Annotated in this window: 17 protein-coding genes; 15 read left to right on the top strand and 2 right to left on the bottom strand. The window is 42.5% G+C overall.

Annotated features, from left to right (window positions below):
* Positions 1 to 18: 18 nt before the first annotated feature.
* The 11 genes from zwf (at position 19) to ABIC84_RS12010 (ending at position 8,770) form a co-directional block, all read left to right on the top strand.
* A complete protein-coding gene (gene zwf, locus ABIC84_RS12060; RefSeq protein WP_426583611.1) occupies positions 19 to 1,533 on the top strand; it encodes a glucose-6-phosphate dehydrogenase in 1,515 nt (504 codons plus the stop codon).
* The gene (gene pgl / locus ABIC84_RS12055) at positions 1,520 to 2,272 is read left to right on the top strand and encodes a 6-phosphogluconolactonase (protein WP_429263705.1); all 753 of its coding nucleotides are present in this window, start codon (positions 1,520 to 1,522) and stop codon (positions 2,270 to 2,272) included. The genes zwf and pgl overlap by 14 nt, the downstream gene beginning before the upstream one ends.
* Before the next feature lie 390 nt (positions 2,273 to 2,662).
* A complete protein-coding gene (locus ABIC84_RS12050) occupies positions 2,663 to 3,268 on the top strand; it encodes an outer membrane beta-barrel protein (protein WP_426583607.1) in 606 nt (201 codons plus the stop codon).
* Between the two features lie 173 nt (positions 3,269 to 3,441).
* Positions 3,442 to 4,890 (top strand): sigma-54-dependent transcriptional regulator, encoded by a 1,449-nt coding sequence (locus ABIC84_RS12045; RefSeq protein WP_426583605.1) that lies wholly within the window; start codon positions 3,442 to 3,444, stop codon positions 4,888 to 4,890.
* A 1-nt stretch (position 4,891) separates the two neighbouring features.
* Positions 4,892 to 5,095 carry a hypothetical protein gene (locus tag ABIC84_RS12040; protein ID WP_176625913.1) on the top strand — a complete coding sequence of 68 codons (204 nt, stop codon included), beginning with the start codon at positions 4,892 to 4,894 and terminating at the stop codon, positions 5,093 to 5,095.
* 78 nt (positions 5,096 to 5,173) lie between these two features.
* Positions 5,174 to 6,208, top strand: a complete 1,035-nt coding sequence (locus tag ABIC84_RS12035) for an AI-2E family transporter (protein ID WP_176625915.1) — start codon at positions 5,174 to 5,176, stop codon at positions 6,206 to 6,208.
* Positions 6,209 to 6,371: 163 nt separating this feature from the next.
* Positions 6,372 to 6,638 carry a YtxH domain-containing protein gene (locus tag ABIC84_RS12030; protein WP_090532345.1) on the top strand — a complete coding sequence of 89 codons (267 nt, stop codon included), beginning with the start codon at positions 6,372 to 6,374 and terminating at the stop codon, positions 6,636 to 6,638.
* Positions 6,639 to 6,698: 60 nt separating this feature from the next.
* Complete coding sequence (locus ABIC84_RS12025) at positions 6,699 to 7,049, top strand: phage holin family protein (RefSeq protein ID WP_426583602.1); 351 nt, start codon at positions 6,699 to 6,701, stop codon at positions 7,047 to 7,049.
* Positions 7,050 to 7,052: 3 nt separating this feature from the next.
* On the top strand, positions 7,053 to 7,499 hold the full coding sequence (locus ABIC84_RS12020) for a hypothetical protein (RefSeq protein WP_176625917.1): 447 nt from the start codon (positions 7,053 to 7,055) through the stop codon (positions 7,497 to 7,499).
* A 279-nt stretch (positions 7,500 to 7,778) separates the two neighbouring features.
* Complete coding sequence (gene trmB, locus ABIC84_RS12015) at positions 7,779 to 8,438, top strand: tRNA (guanosine(46)-N7)-methyltransferase TrmB (protein ID WP_429263704.1); 660 nt, start codon at positions 7,779 to 7,781, stop codon at positions 8,436 to 8,438.
* Positions 8,438 to 8,770 carry an MGMT family protein gene (locus ABIC84_RS12010; RefSeq protein WP_429263703.1) on the top strand — a complete coding sequence of 111 codons (333 nt, stop codon included), beginning with the start codon at positions 8,438 to 8,440 and terminating at the stop codon, positions 8,768 to 8,770. Before trmB ends, ABIC84_RS12010 begins: the two co-directional genes overlap by 1 nt.
* 218 nt (positions 8,771 to 8,988) lie before the next feature.
* On the opposite strand, the gene ABIC84_RS12005 is transcribed toward ABIC84_RS12010, so the two are convergent.
* Both ABIC84_RS12005 and ABIC84_RS12000 read right to left on the bottom strand, forming a co-directional pair.
* Complete coding sequence (locus ABIC84_RS12005) at positions 8,989 to 9,348, bottom strand: VOC family protein (protein WP_090532356.1); 360 nt, start codon at positions 9,346 to 9,348, stop codon at positions 8,989 to 8,991.
* A 127-nt stretch (positions 9,349 to 9,475) separates the two neighbouring features.
* A complete protein-coding gene (locus ABIC84_RS12000) occupies positions 9,476 to 9,853 on the bottom strand; it encodes a VOC family protein (RefSeq protein ID WP_090532358.1) in 378 nt (125 codons plus the stop codon).
* A 121-nt stretch (positions 9,854 to 9,974) separates the two neighbouring features.
* Here ABIC84_RS12000 and ABIC84_RS11995 point away from each other — a divergent pair, with 121 nt between their 5' ends.
* The 4 genes from ABIC84_RS11995 (at position 9,975) to polA (ending at position 14,563) form a co-directional block, all read left to right on the top strand.
* Positions 9,975 to 10,322, top strand: coding sequence for a carboxymuconolactone decarboxylase family protein (locus tag ABIC84_RS11995; RefSeq protein ID WP_090532360.1), 348 nt, complete (start codon positions 9,975 to 9,977; stop codon positions 10,320 to 10,322).
* A gap of 107 nt (positions 10,323 to 10,429) precedes the next feature.
* Positions 10,430 to 11,050: an ExbD/TolR family protein gene (locus tag ABIC84_RS11990; RefSeq protein WP_090532362.1), complete on the top strand. Its 621-nt coding sequence runs from the start codon at positions 10,430 to 10,432 to the stop codon at positions 11,048 to 11,050.
* Positions 11,034 to 11,597 carry a DNA-3-methyladenine glycosylase I gene (locus tag ABIC84_RS11985; protein ID WP_090532364.1) on the top strand — a complete coding sequence of 188 codons (564 nt, stop codon included), beginning with the start codon at positions 11,034 to 11,036 and terminating at the stop codon, positions 11,595 to 11,597. Before ABIC84_RS11990 ends, ABIC84_RS11985 begins: the two co-directional genes overlap by 17 nt.
* A gap of 158 nt (positions 11,598 to 11,755) precedes the next feature.
* A complete protein-coding gene (polA, locus tag ABIC84_RS11980; RefSeq protein ID WP_429263702.1) occupies positions 11,756 to 14,563 on the top strand; it encodes a DNA polymerase I in 2,808 nt (935 codons plus the stop codon).
* Positions 14,564 to 14,928: the final 365 nt, after the last annotated feature.

The raw sequence follows: 14,928 nt of genomic DNA, 5'->3' as shown, positions 1-14,928 counted from the left end.
ATTAATTAAAACAAAACAATGAGCACAACAGCTAAATCAGACCCTACCATATTTATCATTTTTGGTGGAACGGGAGATTTGAACTCCCGGAAAATTGCGCCGGCCCTATATAATCTATTTTTAGATGGATGGATGCCCAAACAATTTTCAATCATTGGTACCGGTCGTACCAAGCTAACCGACGAGCAATTCAGAGAAAACCTATATAAAGATATCAACCAGTTTTCGCGCAGCGGTAAAACGGATGATAAACAATGGGCCGAATTTGTAAAAAACGTTTATTACCAGGTATCTGACGCTACTGATTTTGAAACATACAAAGAATTTGGCAAACGCATTGAAAAACACAACGCCGAGTGGAAAACTAGGGCAAACGTGTTGTTTTACCTTGCGGTAGCGCCTAATTTCTTCCCGATCATTGCATCAAACATATCAAAAGCTAAACTGGCCGATGATAAAAAACGTGTAAGGATCATCATTGAGAAACCATTTGGACACGACCTGGAAACTGCAAAAGATCTGAACCAGTTATTGAAAAGCATTTTTGATGAATGCCAGATCTATCGTATCGATCATTACCTGGGTAAAGAAACTGTTCAAAATATCATGGCTTTCCGTTTTGCCAACTCCATTATGGAGCCGCTATGGAACCGTAACCATATTGAGCACGTACAAATTTCAGTTACCGAGCAATTGGGCGTTGAAGAACGTGGCGACTATTACGATGGCTCAGGTGCGATGAGGGATATGATCCAGAACCACCTGCTGCAATTGCTTTGCCACGTGGCTATGGAGCCTCCTATCAGTTTTAGCGCCGATGAAGTACGCGACCGCAAAGTTGACGTATTGAAAGCAATGCGCAAGTTTACTGCTGAAGACGTACGTAACTCAACAGTTAGGGGCCAATACGGCAGCGGATGGATGAAAGGTAAAGAAGTACCGGGATATCGAGAAGAGCCAAAGGTTAACACCGAATCAAATACTGAAACATTTGCGGCCATCAAGTTCTTTATCGACAACTGGCGCTGGCAGGGTGTTCCATTCTATTTACGTACAGGTAAAAGAATGCACCAGTCATCATCAGTGATTACTATCCAGTTTAAAGATGTCCCTCACCAGATTTTCCCGGCCGAAGCTACTGAAAGCTGGCAGCAAAACAGGTTGATCATCAGCATTCAGCCAGAGATGAGCATCCGTTTGCAGGTTCAGGCTAAACGCCCCGGTATCGATATGGTATTAAACGCCGTTGATATGGTGTTTGACTATAAAGGCACCTACACCAACCAGGCGCCTGAAGCCTATGAAACACTGATCCTGGATACCATGATGGGCGATCAAACCCTGTTTATGCGTGGTGACCAGGTTGAGGCAGCATGGGAACTGGTAATGCCGATACTAAACACATGGCAAAATAAAAAGAGCCTTAACTTCCCTAATTATTCGGCCGATTCATGGGGCCCTGAAGCAGCAGAAGCTTTAATTGCACGTGATGGCTATAATTGGTTTACTTTACCTGTAAATGGTAAAAAATAAAAAGCTGATGAAACTGAATATCTATAACACGGAAGGTGAAGTTTTAACCGGGCTGGCCGATCATTTTGTTACCCTGGCTACCGAAGCCATCAACAAAAACGGCAAGTTCAGTGTGGCGCTTTCGGGCGGCAGCTCACCTAAAAAGCTATATGAGCTGTTAGCTTCAACAACATACGCCGACCAGGTGGACTGGGAAAAAGTTTTCTTCTTTTTTGGCGATGAGCGCAACGTGCCGCATGACCACAAGGACAGCAATTACCTGATGGCAAAAAAAGCGTTGTTTGAGCCATTGATGATAAGCCCGGCGCAGATTTTTCCGGTTGAGACATCGTTTGGCCCTGCCGAAGCCGCTGCCAAATACTGGGAAGTGATCTCGGCTTTTTTTGATGATGGCGAAGCAAGCTTTGACCTCGTGCTGTTAGGCTTAGGCGATAACTCGCACACAGCATCATTATTCCCTTATACGCCGGTGTTGCATGACCGTGTGCCTGGTGTAAAAGAAGTATGGCTTGAAGATCAGCAGGTATGGCGCATTACCCTCAACGCACCGCTTATTAATGATGCTGCTCAAATAGCATTCTTAGTTTACGGCGCAGGCAAGGCCGAAGCTGTAAAACACATCCTGGAAGATGATGAGGATATTGAGCTTTATCCAGCACAGCTTATTGATTCCATATCCGGCGAAGTAGAATGGTTCCTCGACGAACCTGCTGCTGCCGATTTGGAGAATAAAGAATAATATCCGCTATTATTTTAGCAACTAAAGGGCTTGGGCATTTGCTTAAGCCCTTTTTGTTTTGAGTAGTCCGTAATGATTACCGGATGCACATTGAACATTAATTTCACAGGATTTTTTTCGGCATTTAGTCGTTTCGCCCAATTTCACGCAGAATTCATCATTTTTGGGGTCAAAAACACATGTTAAGCCAATGTTATTTTTGACAGAAAAACAGCAATTACAAGGGCATTTTACACTATCCTGACCAAAATACCCATAGGGTCAAAAAATAAATTACTATTAATCAATTGATTAAATATTCATGACTTTTGGATGAAAAATCACATCTGATTTCTGTTGTTAATTTGCTGTGTGTTTAAGACAACACATATAAAAATTACAACAATAGTTATGAAAAATTTATTCAAAGTTTCAGCATTAGCCCTTGCATTTGCAGGCTTAGCATTTGGTGCAAAAGCACAAACATCTACACCTACTACCACTGCTACAACATCAACTACAACTAAAAGCGGCATCCGTTACAGCATCGGTGTCGACGCAGGTATTCCTCTTGGCGACTTCAAAGACAGATACAAATGGAATTTAGGCGGTTCGGTACAGGCTGATATCCCGGTTGTTTCAAACCAGTTATTTGTTACTGTTAACGCAGGTTACAACAATATCTTTGGTAAAAATGATGTGGTTGTAGGTAATACAACTGTTAGCCCTACCGATTTTCATTTGATCCCGGTTAAAGCAGGTTTGAAATACTTCCCTATCAGCAACTTCTACGTACAAGGTGAAGCTGGTGCTGCATTCCTGTTAAACAAATCTGACGTTGGCGCTAATAAATCAACTGCGTTTGTTTACGCTCCGCAAATTGGTGTTCAGTTCCCGGTGAGTGCAAGCAGCTTTATTGATGCCGGTATCCGCTATGAAGCAACTACCAAATATGCTACCGGCGTTGACGCAAGCAAAGTTAACTTTATAGGTTTACGTGTAGCGTACGGCTTTTAATATATGGCCCTACATATACCTTGATATCAAAAGGGGAGCTCATTCGGGCTCCCCTTTTTTATTATGTTTTTTTAGTTGATATGAACCTTTATAATTAAATAAATCGTATAAATTAGCACATTGTTTGTATTTTGACACGTAATATTACATTTACCGCACAATAATTGCTGAATATGAAAAGGATTCTCATCATTGATGATGAAGTTAATGTGGCGTTATTGCTATCGAAGTTTTTGACGCGGAATGGGTTTGACGTTAGTACGGCATCAAGCGGTACCGGTGGGATGGAAGCGTTGAAAAATGGTGAATATCAACTTGTACTATGTGATTTCAGGCTCGAAGATACCGACGGCCGCGAAATGCTCCGCAATATTAAAATTCAATATCCAAAAACAGGGGTTATCATCATCACCGGCTATTCAGATATTAAAATGGCGGTCGAGCTCATTAAAATGGGGGCCTATGATTATATCACCAAGCCGCTGTATCCTGATGAAATATTAAATACTATTAATAAGGCCCTTGAAACCCACCATGCCCTGGTTGAAATTGACGAGGAGCCCCAGGCGACTATTTTACCTGAGAAAACTAAAGTTAACACTGTAAAAAAAACCGTTTTTGCAGCCGAATTTGTAACCGGCACCAGCCGCGCGTCAAAAGAGCTCGCCCGGCAGATAGAACTGGTGGCACCAACAAACTACAGTGTTATTATTTTAGGCGAAAGCGGTACCGGAAAAGAATCCGTAGCGAAAAGCATTCACCTTAACAGTCCGCGGCACAACCAGCCTTTTATAGCAATGGATTGCGGTTCTTTAACCAAGGAGCTCGCGGCAAGTGAATTTTTTGGCCACGAAAAAGGTTCATTTACCGGCGCTTTATATACTAAAATAGGCCACTTTGAAATGGCTAACGGAGGCACTTTATTTTTAGATGAAGTGGGCAACCTTTCGTACGAGATCCAGGCAGCTTTACTTCGTACCGTACAGGAACGTAAAGTCAAAAGAATAGGCAGCACCAAGGAGATCGATCTTGATGTACGTATTATCATTGCCACCAACGAGAACCTGCAGGAGGGAATCCAGAAAGGCCGTTTCCGCGAAGATCTTTATCATCGCTTTAACGAGTTCAGTATTTACATGCCGCCTTTACGTGAGCGCGGCCATGATATTATATTACTGGCCGAACATTTTTTAAAAATAGCCAACCAGGAGCTCGGGCGCAATGTTGAATCGTTTTCGCAGGAGGTCGTGGATTGCTTTATGAACTACCGCTGGCCGGGCAATATCCGAGAGCTTAAAAATGTGATCCGCCGTGCAGCGCTTTTAGCCGAGGGCAATGAGATCACGCTTAAAGCATTGCCGCTTGAAATGTCGACCTATAAATTATCATACGAAACGGCTAATCATTATACGCAGCATCATCATGCCACAGCGCATGTGGCAGAAGCCCCTGAGTCAAAAGAACCCCGTCATGACCTTAAAAATGCCGCGCTCGAGGCCGAGTATGAAACAATTATAAGGGTGTTAAGGGAAGTTAATTTCAACAAAACCAAAGCTGCCGAAATCCTGAATATCGACCGCAAAACTCTTTATAATAAAATGAAGGCCATTAACCTTAAGTAAAATGGGGGCTTATGAAGAAAAGGACGATGCCGAGGCCCTGCGTAAATTAAGGCACGATATAAAAAACCAATTATCAAACATTCACCTGGCGCTTGAGCAATTACGGTATGAAATACCCAATCCAACATCAGACTGTTTGTTTTACATGGATACCATAGAAATAAGTTCAATCCGGATCAATACCCTGCTTAACGATACTAATTAAAGGCGTTGCAATTAATGCTTGAAACGCTAAAACTTTTTGGCGTTTTTTTGTTTAAGCAAGTATCAATCAACAGCCTACATGTCAGTCTTCAATTATAAGCAGCGCAACAATATTATCCTGGCGAGTATCATTATACTTGGCTGTTTTTTATTATATGCGCTCAGCAGCTTGTTTAGCTCAATTCTTGGTGCAGTAGTGCTGTTCACCATTTTTCGTCCCCTTTACATTAATCTTGCCGAAAACAAAGGATGGAACCGCTCGCTGGTGGCCCTGCTTATAATTTTTATATCGCTTATCGTTATCGTGATCCCTTTCTTAACACTAAGCATAATGGTTGTGGGCAAAATTTCAAGCATCAACCTTAAAGATCTCCCTATTGACCAATGGATCTCAAAAATCGATGCCTTTGCCGGCGCAAACCTTAATCAACCTCATTTTGCTGAAGACACATTACAAAAATTAAGCACCTTTGCCACCGGCCTCTTCCCGTCTATACTGGGCAGCGCGGCCAACACCATATTGACCCTGCTGGTTTTGTATATTATACTGTATTTCATGTTTACACAAATTCGTGAATTTGAGGCCGGACTATTGAAATATGCGCCATTCAGGGAGCAGCATGCATTGAAATTTGCCAACGCCCTGCGCGATTCTACCTATTCAAACGTTTTAGGCCAGGGAATTATAGCACTTACGCAAGGAATATTACTGGCCAACGGATTTTGGATATTCGGCATTCCCGACCCTATTTTTTGGGGGGTTATCGCTATCTTTATTTCGTTTTTACCCGTTGTAGGAGCACCAACGCTATGTATCCCGGCAAGCATTGTATTGTTTGCACAGGGGCACAACTGGCAGGGAGTAGCATTACTGGCTTACGGTTTATTGTTCATTGGCAATATTGATAATTTTTTGCGCATGATCATTAATAAACGCGTTGCCAACACACACCCTATTATTTCGATAATAGGCGTTTTTATAGGCCTGCCCCTTTTCGGGATCCTGGGCCTGGTGTTTGGCCCGGTACTGCTATCCTATTTCCTGCTGCTGATGGAAATTTATGAAACAAACCGCATGGCGGCCGACAGGCTTGAACGGATTAACAGCGTATAAAATATATCGTACAGCCCTGAATAGTTTTGTGAACACAGGGTAAAATTTATTTGACTGATAAAAGTTAATTTATACTTAAATAAAAATAATTGTGCCAAATGCACATATTTGGCAGGATATTTACACGTAACTAATCAAATGTTCAACTTTTAATTATATTACAATGAATGATAACTCAAAAGTAGTTGTTGCATTGCTTGCCGGTTTAGCAGCAGGGGCAGCGTTAGGTATTTTGTTTGCACCTGATAAAGGCAATGAAACCCGCGACAAGCTTACCGAATCATTAAAAAACCTGGGAGAGTCGATAAAAGATACCGCGGCTGCCGAAATTGACAACCTGGTTGGCTTAAAAGACAAAGTTGTTGAAAACATCAAGTCGAAAATTAAAGGTGCCGAAGAAGAATACCAGGACGACCTGGAGCACGCATAAGCATGTATAACACCAATCCCGGATGCAGATAAACAACATCCGGGATATATAACCTTACCCATGGAAGATAAAAAAGAGACTCAACCACCAGTACCCCCAATAGTTGATCAGTTAAAGGAATATGCCGAAACCCGGTTTAAACTTTTAAAATACGAAGCTATTGAAGGTGGTAGCTCCATATTAGCAAGCATCATTGCCGATTTGGTGACTGTAATAAGCATGGTACTGGCTTTTCTTTTTGCGAGTGTTACTTTGGGCTTTTTTCTTGCCGATATTTTACACTCCTACTGGATGGGTTTTGGATGTATTGCCGTGCTTTACTTTTTGATAGCCATGTTTATCAAGATATTTAAACGACACCTTGAAAGGCCGCTTATCAACATCTTTATTCAAAAAATATTTAAAAGATAAACCATGGATCTTCATATCACCAACATCAGCGATCTGCAAGCCGAAATATTCAGGTTAAAAACGCTTGAAAAACAGCAATCGGTGGCTTTGAAGGCGCGCGTTAACAGCCCTTCTGCTTTATTTTCAACTGTGCTTACGCTGTTCCCGCGTTCAAATGATACTGATGGTGTAAAAAATACCAGTTTTTTTCATCCCGATATTCTCAACCTCATCTCCAGGTTCGTGATTCCGCTTACCTTGAATAAAACGCTTTTTAAACACTCCAACTTTTTGGTAAAAACACTGGTTGGTCTGGTATCACAAAAGGCTTCAAACTATGTTAATGAGGATACCGTGAGCAGCATTTGGGACAAAGCAAAAGCGCTTTTCGCCAAATTCACCAAAAAGAAAGATGACGCGGCATACAAACCTGCGCCATATGTTAAGCCTGTAGGCGGATCTGTCGTATAATAATTTTTACACGAATTTTTCGAATTGAGACGAATTTCACGAATTAGAATTAAGTTTAATCTTTGAACTTCGTGTAATTCGATTAGTTGCTGCTCAATCTGCAAATCAATTTGTGTTAAAAATTCCCACACGAATTTTGCTAATTATTCGAATGTCTCAAACCTGCTATACAGATCCATTAAACCAATTCGCGTAATTCGATTTAATTGCTCTGCAACAAGCAAATCATTCGTGTTAAAATAATTTCAATATTTTTGCGCTTTATTTTAAAAACGTAAAGTGGGAAAAGATAAGTTAAGGCGTTTTGCCGAGGTTGAAACCTTTGGTAATGTATTGCAATTAGATGCCGGCAAACCGTTTAAGGGCCGGTGGGCCGTTGAGTTTTTTAAGAATGACAACCCGGTTGTGCTTGAACTGGCCTGCGGCAAAGGCGAATATACGGTAAACCTTGCCCGCATGTTCCCCAATAAAAACTTCATTGGTATCGACTACAAAGGCAACCGCATTTGGCGCGGTGCCAAAACCGCTATCGAAGATGGTGTGCCTAATGTTGCTTTTTTACGCATCCAGATCGAAAACCTGCTTGATTATTTTGCTCCCGGCGAAATAGATGAGATCTGGATCACTTTTCCCGACCCGCAGCCGCAATTAAGCCGCGAGAAAAAGCGGTTGACTTCACCACGGTTCTTAGATAAATATATCATCGTCTTAAAACCAGGTGGCTGCGTTAACCTTAAAACAGATAACGATGGATTGCACGTTTATACCGCCGAAAAAATTGACGAGCTGAAGTTGAATCTGCACGTTAAAACTGAAGACCTCTACAATTCAACATATGCGGACGATGTGCTTTCTATCAAAACTTACTACGAGAAAAAATATTTAAAGGATAACAAAAACATTAACTACCTTAAGTTTTCATTTCCTGAAAACGCCTGATGGAGGACATTAATTTTTTTGAAAAAGTTTACCAGGTAGCCCGGCTCATCCCGCCGGGACGGGTGACCTCATATGGTGCTATTGCAGCCTATCTTGGTACCAAAGGCTCATCGCGCATGGTAGGCTGGGCCATGCAGGCAGCGGGCAATGCCAAACCAGCAGTTCCGGCTCACCGGGTGGTAAATCGGCAGGGCTTGCTAACGGCAAAAGCTCATTTCGGCGGCAACCGCATGGCTGCAATGCTGGAAAGTGAAGGCGTAAAAGTAGTTGACGATCAAGTGCAGGATTTTAAAACAGTTTTTTGGGACCCTATGGTAGAGCTGGCTTTGTAATCTCCCGCTAAACTCATTTAACCATATCATTGCGAGGAGCGAGCCGGATAGTGCGTGAGCGCGACGTGGCAATCTCGTAGCCAATACATAAAAGTCATGTATAGACCAACCTAAACGGACGAAATGCCGCGCTACGCTCGCAATGGCATTTTTTCTATTTCAAGATATAGATAATTTCATCATCCCAACACTTGTTGGCTCCAGCAGCAATTATTAGTTTACTCTGTAAACTGCAGCAACTCCATCCTGTTTCCAAATGGATCAATAAATGAAAACCGCGTGCGATCCGGAAGAACAGGTTCTTCCCAAAACTCAACGCCATAGCTTTCCAGGTGCCGGCGGGCTTCTGCAATATCGGTAACCTCAAAGGCCGTATGCCGCGATGTGCGCGGCAAAGCATCTTCAGTACTTAAATGAAGCTGGATATCTGATATCTGAAACCAATAGCCTTTTGAATTAAAGGCCGGTCGTTCTATCCGCTGTAACCCCACAACGTCGGTATAAAAAATTCTTGCTTCTTCCAGCCGTTCCAACGGAACACAAACCTGGATATGGTCGGCGCGTTTAAAGTTGATCATATTATGAAAAAGGCGTCATTGCGAGGTACGAAGCAATCGCGAACTATACAGAGAAACTTGCTTAGTCGCTCTGCTGTTTGGGGATTACTTCGTCTCCGCAATGACGATTTGTTAATCAATAAGTTATTTATTCATGCTCGGCAAAAGTAAGCACATAACCATTATTATCTTTTATCGAGAATTCGGTTGCACCATAAAAGGTTGCTTCAAGTACTTTTAATACGGTTACTTTATCCTTTATCTCTTCAAAAAAGGTACGGATATTTTTCAGGTTGATGTACAACAGTAATGAGCCGCCATCAACTCGGCTTATCTCAGGCAGGTCATTGGCTAAACTGCTAAACGTTTGGAACATCATGGTAACGCTGCCATTGGTCATCATGGCCCAAACAAGATCAGTACCGGTTTCGGGTACACTCATGGCTACTTTAAAACCAAGCAGTTCATAGAAGCTGATGGTTGCGGCGATGTCTTTCACAAAAATATTGGGCGATAGGCTTTCCATAATTATCCGGTAAATTTTGTTATTAATGTTACCGGATAAAAATAAAGATTTATACTTTTAATTGCTAATTATTTTAGCTTAATTAGCTTAAATATTTACTCGATAATTAATTCAACATCCCGTGGGAAAACTTGTAGAAGAATTTGACGCCTATCGCTCTAAAATGAACGACAGGATCATGGAAACCGCCAATACCAACATTAAACGCTTTTTTGCGCTTGATACCACCAGCTATGCCGAAGGTGCACTGGATGTTAAAACCAAAGAAATGCTCGGCCTGGTAGCCAGTATGGTTTTACGCTGCGACGATTGTATCAAATACCACCTCGGCAAATGCCACGAAGCCGGCGTCAACCATGATGAAATGAACGAGATCTTTATGATTGCCAATTTGGTTGGCGGATCAATAGTTATTCCGCATTACCGCAGGGCTGTTGAGTATTGGGATGAGTTAAATGAAGTGAAATAAGTACGCAACAACGTCGTTATAAGGAGTGAAGCGAGTTCCTGTTTAGCAGTATAGGATTCGCTCCTTGTAATGCCGTTGTTTAATCCTTTACTTAACCTTTTCACACCATGTACAGACCTAAATTCCGCAGAAAGCATTTTGACGTAGACATGTTTCCGATGTTCAATTTATTATTGATCGTGTTATCATTTCTCATGCTGAGTGGTCGTCCCGCAATACGTTATCCTATTTTGATCAATTTGCCAACGGGGTCTTCTTTTAATACTGCAGATCCTGATAGCTACTTCACCATTACCACTATACTTATCGGACAAAAAAAGTTAATGCTAAAGCTTGATGCTCCAGATATACGCGAAGCAACACTCAAACAAATAGGAAATAAATACAACACTGATTTCACACCAGCTGAGATAAATAAATTTGGCGAAACGGATGTGATCGGAACGCCATTGGCTCAAATCAAAAAATATATTTCGGGTTACTACAACGCTACAGACTATTACAATCAACCGGGATTAAGGCTCGATGAATTAGCCGAATGGATAAAAGAATCGCGCAAAGCTACATTCGAAAAACATAATAGTTTAACACGTATTTTTATTATGGCCGACGGAGAAACCCCTTACCCCGAGATCAAAAATGTAATAGACATGTTAGGCCAGCAAAAAATCACCAAATTTTCAATCATTTATTCCTACCTAAGACAATATAATGAGCAATCAAACTAACAACTTAACCCGCTGCTCCTGGGCAGGCACCGACGAACTGTACATCAAATATCACGATGAAGAATGGGGCAAAGAAGTTCATGACGATCATACCTTATTTGAATTTCTGATATTAGAATCCGCACAGGCCGGGCTTAGCTGGATCACTATATTGCGCCGCCGCGAAGGCTACCGCAAGGCATTTGCTAATTTTGATGTGCAAAAAGTGGCAGCTTTTACCGATGAAGATGTTGAGCGCTTAATGCATGACGAGGGTATCATCCGTAACAGACTTAAAATATTAGCCACTATCAACAATGCTAAACTGTTCATCGGTATACAAAAAGAATTTGGTTCGTTTGATAGATACCTGTATAGCTTTATGCCCGATGGAAAGCCAATCGTAAATCATTCGCACAAAATACCGGCTACCAGCCCCGAATCTGACGCTATCAGTAAGGACATGAAAAAGCGGGGTTTTAAGTTTTTCGGCAGTACTATTTGTTATGCCCACATGCAGGCTACCGGTATGGTAAATGATCACATTCCTGATTGCAGCTTCAAATAAAACAAACACGAATCTTCACGAATGTGACCGAACTACACAAATTGATAATGAAATTAAAACCATGCAATTCATTAAAAATCGTGTTCTTTGCATAAACACCGGCATCAAAAAATTCGAGTCAATTAGCTTAAATTCGTGCAATTAGTGTCAATGATATTATGAAAAAACTATTTCTTTTGGATGGCATGGCCCTTATTTACCGGGCGCATTTTGCTTTAAGTAAAACACCACGGTTTACCTCAAACGGGCTAAACACCTCGGCAATGATGGGGTTTACAAACACCCTGCTGGATGTTTTGAAAAAGGAGGCCCCCACCCACATGGCCGTGGTTTTTGATACCGAAGCACCAACCGAACGACATACCGATTTTGAAGGCTACAAAGCTCACCGTGAAGCCATGCCCGAAGATTTGGCAAAAGCTTTACCTTATGTTATAAAAATTATCCTGGGTTTTAACATCCCGGTTATTACGTCGGATGGCTACGAGGCTGACGATATCATCGGTACCCTGGCAAAAAAAGCCGAGCAAAAGGGCTACACTGTTTATTGTATGACTCCCGATAAGGATTTTGGTCAACTGGTATCAGATAATATTTTCATTTACAAACCGGCCCGCATGGGTAACGAGATGGAAATACAGGGCGTTAAAGAGATATTGGCAAAATGGGAAATTGAGCGAGTTGACCAGGTGATAGATATTTTAGGGCTATGGGGCGATGCGGTAGACGGCATTCCGGGTATTCCGGGCATCGGCGAAAAAACGGCAAAAGCCCTCATTAAGCAATATGGCTCGATGGAAAACATCTTTGAGCATAGCCATGAGCTTAAAGGCAAACAGCGCGAAAACGTTGAACAGTTTAAAGAGCAGGGCCTGATGTCGAAAAAATTGGCTACCATATTGCTAAATGTACCTGTTGAACTGGATGAAGAAGGCCTCGAAGTATGCGCTCCAAGTAAGGAACTATTAGAGCCGCTTTTTGCCGAATTGGAGTTCCGTACCTTAGGCAAGCGTGTATTTGGTGATGATTTCAGTATTACTGAATTGAAGCCGGCCGGAACCCAGATCGATCTTTTTGGCAATCCAACGGCAACTGGTCGTACCACCATGACGGTTGATGTGGAAGATATTCGTGAGGACCTGATCATCGCTGCCAAAAATATTAACAATACGCCGCATGAGTATCATCTGGCCGACACCCTTGAAAAACGCGCCGAACTGATCAAAATATTAGCGCAGCAGCCAGCCATTTGCTTTGATACCGAAACCACTGGTACCGATCCTAATCATTGCGAGCTGGTAGGACTGTCGTTTTCTGTTAAACCAGGACAGGGCTGGTATGTACCCGTCCCTGCCGACCAGGCCGGGGCGCAAAGCATTGTTACCGAATTTAAAGCAGTGCTTGAAAATGAAAACATCGGCAAAATAGGGCAAAACATTAAGTTTGATATCCTGATGCTGAAATGGTACAACATCGAAGTGAAAGGAACTCTGTTTGATACCATGCTGGCCCATTACATCCTTGATCCGGATACCCGCCACAATATGGATATCCTGTCCGAAAATTACCTTGGCTACAAGCCTGTTTCCATAACCGAGCTTATTGGCCCAAAAGGCAAAAACCAAGGCAATATGCGCGATGTGGATTTTGAAAAAATAAAAGAATACGCAGCCGAAGACGCCGACATCACCCTGCAGCTAAAAGATATTTTTGAGCCTAAACTAAAAGAGGTTGAGGGCGAAAAGCTGGTGAACGAGATAGAGCACCCGCTTATTTATGTACTGGCGGATATGGAGTACGAGGGAGTGAAAATAGACCATGATACCCTGCGTGAGTTTAGCAAGCAACTGGAAACAGATATTGCCCAATATGAAAAAACAGTTTATGAAAAAGCAGGCGTAAAATTTAACATTGCATCGCCAAAACAACTGGGCGAGGTTTTGTTTGAAAAACTGATGCTTGACCCTAAAGCCAAAAAAACCAAAACCGGCCAGTATCAAACCGGAGAGGACGTATTGCTTTCATTAGCTGCCAAGAGCGATATTGTGCGTGATATCCTGGATTTTCGCCAGCTGCAAAAATTAAAATCGACCTATGTTGACGCGCTGCCGCAGATGGTAAATCCTAAAACAGGCCGGGTACACACTTCATACAACCAGGCAGTTGCTGCAACGGGCCGTTTAAGCAGCGTTAACCCCAACCTGCAAAATATCCCTATCCGTACCGAGCGGGGCCGCGAGGTTAGGAAAGCTTTTATCCCGAGGGATAGCAATCACACCATAGTATCTGCTGATTATTCGCAGATCGAACTCCGCATCATTGCCGAGATCAGCAAAGATCCTAACATGATGCAAGCCTTTATCAATAACCACGATATCCACACGGCAACAGCGGCCAACGTTTACGGCATCGGGCTTGACGAGGTAACCAGCGATCAGCGTCGCAACGCCAAGGCGGTTAATTTCGGCATTATTTACGGGCAGTCGGCCTTTGGCTTATCGCAAAGCCTGGGCATACCACGTAAAGAAGCTGCCGAAATTATTGAACAATATTTTATCCAGTTTGCCGGCATTAAACAATACATGAGCGATACCATGAACTTCGCCCGTGAAAACGGTTATGTGTGCACACTGATGGGCCGCCGCCGTTACCTTCGCGATATCAATTCGGCCAATGCAACCGTTCGCGGTTTTGCTGAACGAAATGCTATTAACGCCCCTATACAGGGTTCGGCTGCCGATATGATCAAAATAGCCATGATCAACATTCACCGGGAGTTCAAAGCCCAAAAGCTGGATGCCCGCATGACCATGCAGGTACATGACGAGTTGGTGTTTGACGTACCTAATCATGAGGTAGAGATCGTGAAGCCGATCATTATGCATAATATGAAAACCGCCATCAAAACCGAGGTACCCATCATGGTAGAGATCGGAACCGGATTGAACTGGCTGGAGGCGCATTAGCCCCCCAGCCCCCTAAAGGGGAGCTTCTAAAAAATGTGATCCTTGCGCTCGTTTGTAACGAGCGCTTAATATGGGCTTGCGTTTAAAACGCATCTCTGGCGATGCAATCGCCTAACCGTGTTAAGCACTCGTTGCAAACGAGCGCAAGTTAATTTTTCGGGCTACCCTGGCGGATACCGCATTGACATATCTATAATTTATGATGCATTTTGCAATATAAGACAATTCTTTCCCCTTCATAATACACTAACCTATACTTATCCCTTCCCTTTTTCCCTATCATTTTTACAACTATAACATCTTAACGGTAATAAAATTTCAGCGCTTTTAATCTAAATTTTACAAAACTATATTAATTGCCGCGG

It is taken from the genome of Mucilaginibacter sp. 3215 (genome assembly GCF_050433785.1).
Taxonomy (GTDB): Bacteria; Bacteroidota; Bacteroidia; order Sphingobacteriales; family Sphingobacteriaceae; genus Mucilaginibacter.
This window is presented reverse-complemented; position numbering and strand designations above follow the sequence as displayed.

Bases quoted from the DNA above. Each gene is read 5' to 3' on its own strand.
- ABIC84_RS11990 (WP_090532362.1), top strand. From the start codon at position 10,430: ATGTACAGACCTAAATTCCGCAGAAAGCATTTTGACGTAGACATGTTT.
- ABIC84_RS12010 (WP_429263703.1), top strand. From the start codon at position 8,438: ATGGAGGACATTAATTTTTTTGAAAAAGTTTACCAGGTAGCCCGGCTC.
- polA (WP_429263702.1), top strand. From the start codon at position 11,756: ATGAAAAAACTATTTCTTTTGGATGGCATGGCCCTTATTTACCGGGCG.
- zwf (WP_426583611.1), top strand. From the start codon at position 19: ATGAGCACAACAGCTAAATCAGACCCTACCATATTTATCATTTTTGGT.
- ABIC84_RS11985 (WP_090532364.1), top strand. From the start codon at position 11,034: ATGAGCAATCAAACTAACAACTTAACCCGCTGCTCCTGGGCAGGCACC.
- ABIC84_RS12025 (WP_426583602.1), top strand. From the start codon at position 6,699: ATGGAAGATAAAAAAGAGACTCAACCACCAGTACCCCCAATAGTTGAT.
- ABIC84_RS12005 (WP_090532356.1), bottom strand. From the start codon at position 9,348: ATGATCAACTTTAAACGCGCCGACCATATCCAGGTTTGTGTTCCGTTG.
- ABIC84_RS12035 (WP_176625915.1), top strand. From the start codon at position 5,174: ATGTCAGTCTTCAATTATAAGCAGCGCAACAATATTATCCTGGCGAGT.
- ABIC84_RS12050 (WP_426583607.1), top strand. From the start codon at position 2,663: ATGAAAAATTTATTCAAAGTTTCAGCATTAGCCCTTGCATTTGCAGGC.
- ABIC84_RS12045 (WP_426583605.1), top strand. From the start codon at position 3,442: ATGAAAAGGATTCTCATCATTGATGATGAAGTTAATGTGGCGTTATTG.
- ABIC84_RS12030 (WP_090532345.1), top strand. From the start codon at position 6,372: ATGAATGATAACTCAAAAGTAGTTGTTGCATTGCTTGCCGGTTTAGCA.
- ABIC84_RS12020 (WP_176625917.1), top strand. From the start codon at position 7,053: ATGGATCTTCATATCACCAACATCAGCGATCTGCAAGCCGAAATATTC.
- ABIC84_RS12000 (WP_090532358.1), bottom strand. From the start codon at position 9,853: ATGGAAAGCCTATCGCCCAATATTTTTGTGAAAGACATCGCCGCAACC.
- pgl (WP_429263705.1), top strand. From the start codon at position 1,520: ATGGTAAAAAATAAAAAGCTGATGAAACTGAATATCTATAACACGGAA.
- ABIC84_RS12040 (WP_176625913.1), top strand. From the start codon at position 4,892: ATGGGGGCTTATGAAGAAAAGGACGATGCCGAGGCCCTGCGTAAATTA.